The organism is Segatella baroniae DSM 16972 = JCM 13447 (assembly GCF_000426585.1).
Lineage (GTDB): Bacteria > Bacteroidota > Bacteroidia > Bacteroidales > Bacteroidaceae > Prevotella > Prevotella baroniae.
The window spans coordinates 66,079-78,625 of sequence record NZ_AUFQ01000001.1 but is presented as its reverse complement, the minus strand read 5'-3'; the positions used below and the strand labels follow the sequence as shown (position 1 = coordinate 78,625).

General features: G+C 48.6%; 10 protein-coding genes and 2 tRNA genes. 9 read left to right on the top strand and 3 right to left on the bottom strand.

Translation table 11 applies throughout. The features are described 5' to 3' along the window. Nucleotides 1-20: 20 nt before the first annotated feature. From K334_RS14650 to K334_RS0100375, 3 genes are all read left to right on the top strand, one after another. Nucleotides 21-158, top strand: a complete 138-nt coding sequence (locus K334_RS14650) for a hypothetical protein (RefSeq protein ID WP_154655509.1) — start codon at nt 21-23, stop codon at nt 156-158. Nucleotides 159-1,909: 1,751 nt separating this feature from the next. After that, nucleotides 1,910-1,982, top strand: a tRNA-Lys gene (locus K334_RS0100380). Between the two features lie 28 nt (nt 1,983-2,010). Continuing rightward, nucleotides 2,011-2,083 (top strand) — tRNA-Lys (locus K334_RS0100375). Nucleotides 2,084-2,196: 113 nt separating this feature from the next. On the opposite strand, the gene K334_RS0100370 is transcribed toward K334_RS0100375, so the two are convergent. From K334_RS0100370 to K334_RS0100360, 3 genes are all read right to left on the bottom strand, one after another. Next, on the bottom strand, nt 2,197-3,687 hold the full coding sequence (locus tag K334_RS0100370) for a M6 family metalloprotease domain-containing protein (protein WP_238318998.1): 1,491 nt from the start codon (nt 3,685-3,687) through the stop codon (nt 2,197-2,199). Between the two features lie 189 nt (nt 3,688-3,876). Continuing rightward, complete coding sequence (locus K334_RS0100365; protein ID WP_025881076.1) at nt 3,877-4,653, bottom strand: EFR1 family ferrodoxin; 777 nt, start codon at nt 4,651-4,653, stop codon at nt 3,877-3,879. A 13-nt stretch (nt 4,654-4,666) separates the two neighbouring features. Next, nucleotides 4,667-5,062, bottom strand: coding sequence for a DUF1573 domain-containing protein (locus K334_RS0100360; RefSeq protein WP_021590600.1), 396 nt, complete (start codon nt 5,060-5,062; stop codon nt 4,667-4,669). A gap of 172 nt (nt 5,063-5,234) precedes the next feature. On the opposite strand from K334_RS0100360, the gene aspS reads away from it, so the two are divergent. The 6 genes from aspS to dnaB all read left to right on the top strand — a co-directional run bounded on the left by aspS (nt 5,235) and on the right by dnaB (nt 12,489). Continuing rightward, nucleotides 5,235-7,001 carry an aspartate--tRNA ligase gene (aspS, locus tag K334_RS0100355; protein ID WP_027444352.1) on the top strand — a complete coding sequence of 589 codons (1,767 nt, stop codon included), beginning with the start codon at nt 5,235-5,237 and terminating at the stop codon, nt 6,999-7,001. A gap of 134 nt (nt 7,002-7,135) precedes the next feature. Next, entirely contained in the window at nt 7,136-7,426 is a 291-nt protein-coding gene (locus K334_RS0100350) for a winged helix-turn-helix domain-containing protein (RefSeq protein ID WP_021590620.1), read from the top strand. 80 nt (nt 7,427-7,506) lie between these two features. Further along, entirely contained in the window at nt 7,507-7,839 is a 333-nt protein-coding gene (locus tag K334_RS0100345) for a hypothetical protein (RefSeq protein WP_036889695.1), read from the top strand. A gap of 53 nt (nt 7,840-7,892) precedes the next feature. Continuing rightward, a complete protein-coding gene (locus K334_RS0100340; protein ID WP_025881083.1) occupies nt 7,893-9,392 on the top strand; it encodes a xylulokinase in 1,500 nt (499 codons plus the stop codon). Between the two features lie 37 nt (nt 9,393-9,429). Next, the gene (gene xylA, locus K334_RS0100335) at nt 9,430-10,749 is read left to right on the top strand and encodes a xylose isomerase (protein ID WP_025881085.1); all 1,320 of its coding nucleotides are present in this window, start codon (nt 9,430-9,432) and stop codon (nt 10,747-10,749) included. Between the two features lie 225 nt (nt 10,750-10,974). Beyond that, on the top strand, nt 10,975-12,489 hold the full coding sequence (gene dnaB, locus K334_RS0100330; RefSeq protein ID WP_025881087.1) for a replicative DNA helicase: 1,515 nt from the start codon (nt 10,975-10,977) through the stop codon (nt 12,487-12,489). Nucleotides 12,490-12,547 lie beyond the last annotated feature (58 nt).

The following is a 12,547-nucleotide window of genomic DNA, read 5'->3' as shown; positions in this document are numbered from 1 at the left end:
TGCACAGCGCATGCAACCGCATGTACTGTGCATACAACCGTCTGTACTCCACCTGCAACCGCATGTACTGTGCATACAACCGTCTGTACTCCACCTGCAACCGCATGTACTGTGTACACTACCGCATGTACTCCGCCTGCTACCGCCTTGGCGGTTGATTCGTTTGTAGGGCAGGGGTGCGAGCGCAGCGAGCTACCCTGCCTAAGCTTTGGTGGTGGAGAGCTAGGCCGAAGGTCTTGGTCTTTTTATATTTGAACCATCGCTTTTTGCAGGAAAGTCCGTTTTCAATCAATACACATGCCATCATATCGCCCTTGTCGCTCATACCTTTGCATGCTTCAAAAGCCTTTGACAATTCCGATGGCTCACCCTTTATACCCAGCAACATCCACCACAAACTTAAAAAGACCAAGACCTTCGGCCTAGCTTTCTCTGTCACTAGCCAGGCAGGGTAGCTCGCTTCGCTCACAACCTCTGCCCTCTAAAAAGACCAAGACCTTCGGCCTAGCTTCTTGTCACCACGTCCTCCCAGGCAGGGTAGCTCGCTGCGCTCGCACCCCCGCCCTACAAACGAATCAACCGCCAAGGCGGTAGCAGGCGGAGTACATGCGGTAGTGTACACAGTACATGCGGCTGCAGGTACAGTACAGGCGATTGCATGCGCAATACACCATGACTATGTCCCTCAACCGATTGGGTACCAAGAAAAGCCTGTCGCAGGCTGCGCAGGAGATGAAGCCGGAGGCTTCATCGCTCAATACCCCCTGGTCATCTCTGCGAAGCGGAGTGACCAGGGGATAGAAGACCAGGCGGAAATCGACCCTGGAAGGGTCGTCCAAAGACTGACGTGATGATGGTGGGCGACCCCCTCCAGGGTCGGCGGATGGATGGCGGGCACACCTCCCCCGGTCATCCTGCGGCATGACCGGGGAGTAGGTAGAGGTGAAGCCTCCGGCTTCAACACCCGCAGGAAAGCCTCGGGGGCCGGCACGCAAGCCTACCCGCCCGCCATCCAGGGGCAGCCGGCGGCAAGAAATGCCTGTCGCAGGCTGCGCAGGAGATGAAGCCGGAGGCTTCATCGCTCAGTAACCCCTGGTCATCTCTGCGAAGCGGAGTGACCAGGGGATAAAAGACCGGGCGGAAATCGACCCTGGAAGGGTCGCCCAAAGACAGCCGTGATGATGATGGGCGACCCCTCCAGGGTCGGCGGATGGGTGGCGGACACACCTCCCCCCGGTCATCCTGCGGCATGACCGGAGGTTACGGAGAGGTGAAGCCGCCGGCTTCAACACCCGCAGGAAAGCCTCGGGTGCCGTCATGCAAGCCTGCCCGCCCGCTATGGAGGGGCAGTCAGCGGCAACCATGGCCATCCTATCGACCTTGCAGCTTGTGCCTCCTCATGCTTCAAAAACCAATTGACAATTCCGACGGCTCACCCTTTATACCCAGCAATATCCACCACAAACTTAAAAAGACCAAGACCTTCTGCCTAGCTTTCTCTGTCACTGGCCAGGCAGGGTAGCTCGCTTCGCTCACAACCCTTCCCTACAAAAGAACCAACCGCCAAGGCGGTTGCAGGTGGAGTACAGACGGTTGTATGCACAGTACATGCGGTTGCAGGCGCAGTGCACCATGGCTATGCCCCTATGAACCGGCCTGACACAGTTTATTTTACACTCTCGATGGAAACGAGGCTTCGCCCGTGTAGTTGTCGATATGGAATCGGCACGAAGCGCGGGTGAAAGCGTGCGGAATCATTGGCTGCTGCTGATGATGTCATCAAACTTTTGTTGCAGTATTATTGACAAAAAAAGAAAGATTTATTTGGCTGTTCGTTAAAAAGATGTTACCTTTGCACTCGCAATTTAGAAAAAAGGAGCTGAAAGCAAACTTTTCGATTGTACGTGTTGCGCCCTTAGCTCAGTTGGTAGAGCAACTGACTCTTAATCAGTGGGTCTAGGGTTCGAGTCCCTAAGGGCGCACACTTTCGAGTTTTAAACGGCAAAACATGCGCCCTTAGCTCAGTTGGTAGAGCAACTGACTCTTAATCAGTGGGTCTAGGGTTCGAGTCCCTAAGGGCGCACGCCTATCCAAAGCACGACTTTGGATTTTTTCGTTTATTGAGCGGGGGCGTTTGTCAAAAGAAACGCGGGTTCTGTCGACATTCTCGTGGTGCTTTGGTCAGGGGGACGAAGCCTACAGAACCACTACTTTCTTTCTGTTTACGATATAGATTCCTTGCGGAAGTTTGCGAAGGTCTTCACCCATGTACAATCCGTTCAAGTCGTAAATGAAAGTTTTTAGACCGTTGGACTTGAGAACGGGGGAGAGGGCTGTGGAGATGTTCTTGTAAAAATCGAACGAGATTGCTCCGTCGGCTTCCACGATGTTTTTAAGAGCGAAATCGGTTTTGAAGTATTCCGGATTGAGTGTGGATTTCATGGCGGTCGCATCCTGCGTATACCAATGGAAGTTGGGCACGTTGGAAAGGTCTGTGAGTTCGGTCGCGTTTGCACGCCCGGGGAACGGGTCTCCTGCCAGCTCGGTGAAGTATATGTTCTTTGCGGAAGAATTGTTTGGCAGGATATCGTAGGAATAGCAACGGCCGTCGGCAGGTACAATTGCCATGTTGGGTTTGCCCTTCGTCGCATTGACAGACAGGAAGGGATTTACATCCGGCGAACTGAAATATACATGATACATCAGCAGTCCATGTCCTTGGGCTCCCTGGTTCCACCCGTTCTCTTGGATGTTTTCCAACAGGAAATACTCGTTTGGGTCGTTGTGGTTGGGTATTTTATACACGATTTCATCTCCTTTGCTGGGTGCGGGCATAGTGACATGCTGCGACTCGTCAAGTTCTTTTATAGCCACCGGCCATCCGAATTGAGACTTTTCCCAAGCCGTATAAGGCGTGGGGCGCCAGCCGTTCGACCTGTATTCTCCACCATCCATCAAGTCCCAATACTCCATGTTTTGATTGTGGTTGCCAAAACCGGAAGTGTTGGTTAAAGGGTAAATGTCGGGCAAGCCCATGGCATGTGACAACTCATGGCATGTGACCCCAATCCCGGCAATGCACATGTCGTCGGACGTTTTGGACACTTTGAAAGGCTGTAGCTCCGAGCCGACGCTGTAATAGCCCAGTTTCCTGTTTCCGAGTTCTCCGCTTACCCGAGAAGTGCATGCCCACACCGTGTTGGCTTCGCCTCCGTGGTTTTGTCCCAATCCTGCATAAATCACGTAGACGCAATCTATGAAGCCGTCGCCGTTGGCGTCGTAGATGGAAGCGTCTGAAATCGAGTCTTTGATGAGCCTTGTGGCGTCAAGCACCATCTCTGCGCTTCTTTCATCTTTGTTGTCATTTGGGTGCTGGCCACCATAGTAGCCCATTGTGTGAGGCAGTTCCACCGTACCGTAAATGTCGAATTGCAGCACAAACTCGCCTTGGCTCATGTCGTGAAAATAAGTCTTCACGCTGCCATGGTTCTTGTGGTTGCCGTTGCCCAGGTCTTCCAATGCTGTCTGTGCGTTGAAAAATTGGGCAAAAGCCTTTCGAGTTTGCTTGACTGTGAATTTACGATCGGTAAATTCGGCTAATACAACAGGGATGCGAATCACTTTGCCGCTACCCAGGCCGGTTGGTATACATGCTGTTCCGTCTGTTTTTATGGCCCTTGTAGACATGAGTTGACTGCCGGTCAGACATCTTCTGGGGAGAATGTCTCCACAATCTTTTGTTCCCAATACTGGGGGGAGTACCGTTTTGTTATATTTGTCAACAACCTTCAGTGGGTGATTGGCAAAGGCGGACAATGCTACGGAGCAAAGGAAGGCGAGGAAAAGAAGTCTGCGCATGTGTGATATATAATAAGGTTAGGTGAAATAATATTGTCCTTTGTTTTTGGTGAACCGTCCAAACTCGATAGCGTGATGCGGACAATGGTGATAGCAGTTGAAGCAAGTGAGGCAAGCCTGGTTGTGCAACCATGTGGGCATTTTGCCATGCCCTCCTTGGATGTCGTCGACAGGGCAGACATTGGCACAGATTCCGCATTTGACACATTTGTCCTTGTCTACCCAAAAACGTTTGTCGGTAATCAGTTGCTTCACGAAGAACCAGCCTATGACATGACTCTTGAGTCGGGGACAGCGGCCTCGCTTGACATGGAATACATTCTGATGGCTTGATATGGATTCGGCGGCGGCAACCAGCTGTTTCAAGGCTTCGCGTTTCTTTCGATTCGCCGTTTCTTTGGTGTCCACATCCATGAAGGGAAGACCGACGTATGACTCCGGCATAATCAGCGAAAAAGCACTGTCAAGCTTCAAACCTTTGCGTGAAATGTCTTTCTGTAGATAGTTGACAGTCATGCCGATATCATCTCCTGCCGTAATGACAGAGTAGGTGTAGCGAAAGGACTTCTCTTCGGATATGATTTGGAACCTTTCTATAAAACCTCTAACAATCTTAGGCGGCCGCCAACCATGCACTGGGAATATGAAACCTATGGGTTCACCCTCTGAAACATGAAACCTACAGTCTCCTTTGAGGGCTGCAGGTATCGATATGATATTGGTGTCGTGCAGGAGTTGTGATAGTTTATTAGCCGCCCAACGAGAGTTTCCTGTGGCTGAAAAATAAAATATCATTATTGGATTTGCTTTATTTGGCAGCTTCGTTCATCGTGCCTTCTATATAAATCCTGGTCATTTCGGTAGCGCCGTTCGTGCGGATTGTAATGCTCTTCTTGAAATGTCCGGGGAATTTCCCTTTCCCATTGTATGTGACATCAATCTTGCCTTTCTCCCCCGGCTTTATCGGTGACTTTGTATAAGAGGGGATTGTACAGCCGCAACTGGCCATGGCCTGGTTGATGACCAGCGGGGCGGTTCCAACGTTTGTGAACGTAAAGGTGCATTTCTGTACGGGATTGGTTTCAGAGAATGTTCCCAAGTTGATGACAAGTTTGTCAAACTTAATCTCTGCTTGTGGCTGCTGGGCAAAACCATAAACGATGGATGCGCAAAAAACGACAATAAATATAATTACCTTTTTCATAATCAATTCAATTTATTTTACACAATGTTCTCGTAAGTATTTGATTGCAAAGATAATATTTAATTTAAAAGCATTGTTAAGGCTTAACATTATTTTGTATTATTTCCACGGCATTCTTTTACCGTTCGGGAATTTTATATTACTTTTGCGTTAAATCAATTTAAATGGAATAATGTATAGAACGAATACTTGTGGTGAGTTGCGCCTCTCCGACAACGGCAAGACCGTTACATTGGCAGGGTGGGTCCAGCGCACCAGAAAGATGGGGGGCATGACTTTTGTCGATTTACGCGATAGGTACGGCATTACGCAATTGGTCTTCAATGAAGCGGTGGACAAAGAGCTTTGTGACAAGGCGAATAGATTGGGTCGGGAGTTTTGCGTCCAAGTTACGGGACAGGTGAACGAACGGTCTAACAAGAATGCCAAGCTCCCTACCGGTGATATTGAAATTATTGTGGACAAACTGGTTGTTCTTTCAAGTAGCTTGACGCCTCCTTTCACAATAGAAGACGATTCCGATGGTGGCGACGATATCAGGATGAAGTATCGTTATCTGGATTTGCGCCGCTCGCCCGTAAGAAAGAATCTGGAGTTGCGCCATCGCATGACAATCCTTATACGTAATTTCCTTGACACTCGTCACTTCATGGAGGTGGAAACACCTATTCTTATAGGCAGTACGCCCGAGGGGGCCCGTGATTTCGTGGTGCCCAGCAGAATGAATCCGGGTCAATTCTACGCTTTGCCCCAGAGTCCACAAACTTTGAAGCAACTTCTGATGGTGGCGGGCTTCGATCGTTACTTCCAGATTGCCAAGTGCTTTAGGGATGAGGACTTGCGTGCCGACAGGCAACCTGAGTTTACGCAGATCGATTGCGAAATGAGCTTTGTTGACCAGGATGACGTCATTGACTTGTTTGAGGATATGGCACGACATCTCTTCAAGGAAATCAGGGGAGTGGAATTGCCGAAGTTGCAGCAGATGACATGGGTCGAGGCTATGAAACGCTTCGGAAGTGACAAGCCCGATTTGCGTTTCGGCATGGAATTTGTCGAATTGAAAGAAACCTTTGCCGGTCGTGGCTCTTTCTCTGTATTCGATGAAGCCAAGTATATTGGCGGTATCTGCGTCCCCGGATGTGCCGAATACAGCAGAAAGCAACTCAATGAATTGACCGATTTCGTAAAACGTCCTCAAATTGGTGCCAAGGGACTTGTCTATATTAAGTACAATGCCGACGGTACCGTCAAGAGTAGTTTGGACAAGTTCTATACGCAGGACGACCTCTTGGCTGTCAAGCAGGCCATGAATGCGAAGGACGGCGATTTGGTGTTGGTTTTGAGTGGCGACAATGTCAACAAAACAAGGGGACAGCTTTGTTCTCTTCGTTTGGAAATGGGTGACAGGCTTGGGCTCCGTGATAAAAACACATTCAAATGTCTTTGGATAGTCGACTTTCCGTTGTTTGAATGGAGCGAAGAGGAAAACCGCTTGATGGCGACGCATCATCCCTTCACCATGCCTAACATGGATGACCTCCCCTTGCTGGATGACCATCCGGAGAAAGTCAGGGCTAAAGCCTATGATTTCGTATGCAACGGCATAGAAGTCGGTGGCGGTTCGCTCCGAATCCACGACACGCAGTTGCAAGAGCGAATGTTTGAGGTTCTTGGTTTCACCAAAGAGCGTGCCGAAGCGCAATTTGGCTTCCTGATGAATGCTTTTAAATATGGGGCGCCACCCCACGCAGGGCTGGCTTTCGGCCTGGATCGTTTCGTCAGCATTATGGCTGGGCTTGACAGCATTCGTGATTGCATTGCTTTCCCGAAGAACAACAATGGGCGCGACGTCATGCTCGATGCACCAGGAACATTGGATCAGAAACAACTCGACGAGTTACAAATAAAGGTTGATTTAAGTCAAGAAAACGCTTAAAACGTGCCAATCGGTCTTTTAAACCATTACTTTTTAAACAAAAAAGCTAACATTTAAGAATTTATGTGGTAATTTTGTAGCCGTAATAGAGGAATATTCTAATAACATTAGATTGATTAATATATTACTGAATTATGGCAGAAAAAAAAGTAACAACGAAGGCTGTGGCTACAAAGTCCACTTCAAAGAAAGCTGCACCAAAGAAAGCTGCGACGAAAAAGGTTGAAACTGTAGTGAATGCGGAGAGCGTCGGCTTCCGCGCAGGCGATGTCTACCAAGCTCTCGCTGCGGCAGAAAAGGCTTTGAGCGTAGCCGAAATTGCAAAGTCGGCTGGCATTACTTTGGAAGAAGCTTATCTTGGAATAGGATGGCTTTTCAAAGAGGGAAAAGTAAAAGACGAAAATGGACTTATCGCTCTTGCATAAGAGCTAACCCTTATTAATAGAAACTACGGAAAGAGTTGTGATTCGCAAAACGAATTACGACTCTTTTTTCTTTATGAATAATGACTTACGAGAACGAGATAATCAAAATCTTGGTGGAAGCCGGTGACAAGGGATTGAGTGTGAAGAAAATTGCTCAGCATGTATATAATGCGGTGAACAGTTTGTTTTGCAGCGTTTCGTACACGGATATCTATTCGAGCGTGTCGCAGTATTTGAAGTCCAACGCCAAATCCAAGACGTCCGTCATCGTGCATGGAAAAGGGCGGGGCGTTTATAAGATTAATGCGGAAATTGATGCCGGGCAACAGCTGATGATAATTTTCGGCAAGCATGACACCGATGAGCCTTCTACGCCGAAGGAATCGACAACCACAGAATTGTCTCTCTTCTAAGGACATTGATACCTTAAAAAACGAACGAACTAATTAATCAACTATCTATCTATATGGCTGCACATAATTATATTTTAGGGTTTGACATCGGTAGCAGTTCCGTTAAAACCTCACTGGTCGACGTCGAAAGTGGAGCCGTTGCAGGCTCTACGTTTTTTCCAAAGTCAGAGGCTGTAATCATCTCACCGAAAATGGGATGGGCGGAGCAGGACCCACAGACATGGTTGGAAAGCTTAAAACAGGGGTTGGCTCAAGTCATGCACGACTCTGGAGTAAAGGGAAATGACATTTTGGCCATTGGAATTTCTTATCAAATGCACGGTCTCGTATGCGTTGACAAGCAACAGAATGTTTTGCGCCCTTCCATTATCTGGTGTGACTCGCGGGCCGTGCCATACGGCGACCAGGCTTTTCATGACATTGGGACTCAAAAATGCCTTGCCCATCTCTTGAACTCTCCTGGCAATTTTACGGCATCCAAATTGAAATGGGTGAAAGAAAACGAGCCGGAACTTTTTGAAAAAATCGACAAGATATTGCTTCCAGGCGATTACATTGCCATGAAATTGAGCGGTGTTGCCAATACGACCATCAGCGGGTTGTCGGAGGGAATGCTTTGGGATTTCAAGGAAAAGGCTCCTGCAACTTTTTTGATGGACTACTTTGGATTTCCTCACTCCGTCATTCCTGATATTGTTTCGACTTTTTCAATACAAAGTGTCGTGTCCGACGCTGCTGCGGCAGAGTTGGGATTGAAAGCGGGCACGCCCATTTCCTACAGGGCAGGCGACCAGCCGAATAACGCGTTGAGCCTTAATGTGCTCAATCCGGGAGAAATAGCCGGAACGGCAGGGACTTCAGGCGTCGTTTATGGTATTTTGGGCCAGAACAATTATGACGAAAAGGGAAGAGTCAATACGTTTGCGCATGTCAATTATCAGCCGGATTTGACCAGGTTGGGCGTCTTGTTGTGTATCAATGGCACCGGGATTCTCAACTCATGGGTACATAGAAACATTGTTCCCGCGCTCAGTTACGACCAGATGAATGAACAGGCGGAACAAGCACCCATCGGTAGTGAAGGCTTGAAGATCGTTCCTTTTGGGAATGGGGCGGAAAGAGTTGTCCAAAACAGAGAACTCGGTTGTTCTGTTCATGGCTTGAATTTCAATGTTCACGGCCTACCTCATTTGCTGCGGGCAGCCCAGGAGGGCGTAGCTTTTAGCTTTTGCTATGGTATGGAGGTCATGCGACAGATGGGCATGGACATACGTCGGATTCATGCAGGTGACGCGAATATGTTTCTCAGTCCTCTCTTTCGCAGTACGTTGGTGGGTGTAAGTGGTGCCAGCATAGAATTATACAATACGGATGGCAGCATTGGAGCAGCCAGAGGTGCAGGGGTTGGTGCCGGGATATATAAGAATTGTGAAGAAGCATTCTCCACTTTGCGGAAAATCGATGAGATCACCCCTGACGACTCTTTGCGCGGACGCTATCTGGAGGCATATTCTGAATGGAAAGACATATTGGAAAGGCTTATCAAGCAATAAAATTAACATATTATTAAAACCTATTTAATTACAAACTATGGCAAAAGAATTTTTTCCTCAAATAGGTAAGATACCTTTTGAGGGCATGGAAAGTAAGAATCCACTGACATTCCATTATTATGATGCAGAGAAAGAGATTCTTGGCAAGAAAATGAAAGACTGGTTGAAGTTTGCAATAGCCTGGTGGCATACCTTGGGGCAGGCTTCGAGCGATCAGTTTGGTGGACAGACACGGCACTACGAGTGGGACGCAGCTTCCGACGCCATACAGAGAGCCAAGGATAAAGCCGACGCAGGATTTGAAATCATGGAGAAGCTTGGAATAGACTATTTCTGCTTCCACGATACAGATCTTGTCGATGAGGCTTCTACGATTGAGGAGTACGAGGCGCGCATGCAAGCGATTACAGAATATTTGAAGGAAAAACTCGCGCAAAACCCTGAAAAACACTTACTGTGGGGCACTGCGAACGTCTTCGGGAACAAGCGCTACATGAACGGTGCCGCTACCAATCCTGATTTCGATGTGGTTGCACGGGCTTGTGTGCAGATAAAGAATGCAATCGACGCGACAATCGCATTGGGTGGAACCAACTATGTGTTTTGGGGTGGCCGTGAAGGCTATATGTCTTTGTTGAATACTGACCAGAAAAGGGAAAAGGAACATTTGGCAACAATGCTCACCGCCGCCCGCGACTACGCCCGTTCAAAAGGCTTCACAGGAACATTCCTCATCGAACCCAAGCCCATGGAGCCGACGAAGCATCAATATGATGTCGATACGGAGACTGTCATTGGATTCTTGAAGGCGCATGGTTTGGACAAGGATTTCAAGGTGAATATCGAAGTCAATCACGCCACCCTCGCCGGGCATACGTTTGAACACGAACTTTGTGTCGCCGTCGACAACAACATGCTCGGTTCCATCGACGCCAATCGAGGCGATGCACAGAACGGATGGGACACCGACCAATTCCCGATTGATAATTTTGAACTGACACAAGCCATGATGCAGGTTATCCGCAATGGTGGGTTAGGCAATGGCGGTTCGAATTTTGACGCCAAGCTGAGAAGAAACTCTACGGATCCCGAAGACATCTTCATCGCTCATATCAGTGGAATGGACGCAATGGCCCGTGCCTTGGAAAATGCAGCCGCAATCCTTACAGAAAGTGAAATCCCCGGCATGCTGAAAAGTCGCTATGCAAGCTTTGACTCTGGAATCGGCAAGGAGTTTGAAGAGGGGAGACTTTCACTGGAGCAGATTGTCGACTACGCCAAAAAACAGGGCGAGCCGAAGCAAACTTCAGGAAAACAGGAACTTTATGAGACAATAGTGGCCTGGTACACGAAATAGTTGTTCGAAGTCTATTGCCGGAAACGGATGTCCGCCAATTCTTTATGGGGACAAGCGAAGTCAGGGCTGAATTCCATGGAAGGGATTCAGCCCTTTTTCCTACCGTATCTTTTGATGAATTGCGGTTGTGCCAGGCCGCAATGAGTTTGATAACCTGCTTATTTTCCATCCGATACTTTGATGTTCGGTTATTTCTTCATATTTTTGCAGAAAAGAAAAGCAGAAATGGCAGAAAACAATACAAAACCAAATAGTAAACGTGAGATAAAGATTGATTCGACCTATGGGCACCTTCAACCCCAGGCACCAGAGATAGAAAGGATTGTGCTGGGTGCGTTGATGATTGACAAGGACGCCTTTTCCATCGTTTCGGAACTGCTGGTTCCAGAAACGTTCTATGAGCCTCGCAATCAGAAGATATACGAAGCGATAAGGACGCTTAACATGAATGAAAACCCTGTCGACGTGGCCACGGTCATTAATCAGCTTCAAAAAAACGGAACGTTGGAAGACGTGGGTGGCCCGGCTTATCTGGTCGAGTTGTCCTCGCATGTTGCGAGTTCTGCCCATATCGAATACCACGCCCACATTTTGGCGCAAAAGTATCTGGCCCGCCAGCTCATCAGTTTCTCCAGCAGAGTCGAGACGAAGGCTTTTGACGAAACGGTCGATGTCGACGAGTTGATGCAGGAAGCGGAGGGAAGCCTGTTTGAAATCTCCCAGCGGAACATGAAGCAGGATTACACCCAGATTGACCCCGTCATTCAGCAAGCTGTCGAGATATTGCAAAATGCCGCACAAAATTCAGGTGGCATGACCGGCATTCCTACCGGTTACACGGGATTGGACGAAAAGACTTCGGGCTGGCAGAAAAGCGATTTGGTCATTATAGCCGGACGCCCGGCCATGGGAAAGACCTCGTTTGCGTTGAGTGTGGCCAAGAACATAGCGGTGGATTATCATGAACCGATTGCATTTTTTTCCTTGGAAATGAACAATGTGCAGTTGGTCAACCGTCTGATTTCCAACACTTGTGAAATTGCGGGAAGCAAGATTCTCAATGGGCAATTGACCCCTGACGAGTGGGAAAGGTTGGATAAGAACCTGCGAAGACTGATAGGAGCACCGTTGTATGTTGATGACACCCCGGGATTGTCCGTGTTTGAATTGCGAACCAAGGCCCGCCGGTTGGTAAGGGAAAAGGGGGTCAAGATCATCATGATAGACTATTTGCAGCTGATGAACGCGAACGGCATGAAGTTCGGGAGCCGCCAGGAGGAGGTCTCGACGATTTCGCGGTCGTTGAAGGGCTTGGCCAAGGAATTGGACATCCCTATCCTGGCCCTGTCGCAGCTGAACAGAACGGTGGAGAACCGTGAGGGACTTGAAGGGAAGCGTCCGCAGCTTTCGGACTTGCGCGAGTCGGGGGCGATAGAGCAGGATGCGGACATGGTGTTGTTCGTCCATAGGCCGGAGTATTACCACATATTTACGGATGAACGTGGAAACGATCTTCATGGCATGGCCCAAATCATCATCGCCAAGCATAGAAAGGGAGCGACGGGAGATGTTCTGTTGACCTTCAAAGGGGAGTTCACCCGTTTCCAGAATCCAGAGGAGAGCAGCATGTCTCCAATGGCGGGGAATCCGGAGGGTGAAATCATCGGTTCCAAGATGAACAGCGACGCCCCGTTCGACATTCCACCCGTCCCGATGGTCGACAATACGGTTCCTTTTTAGTAATATGTTGCCGTGATGTTGCAGATTTGCAATAAAAACAACAAAATACTTACGATTA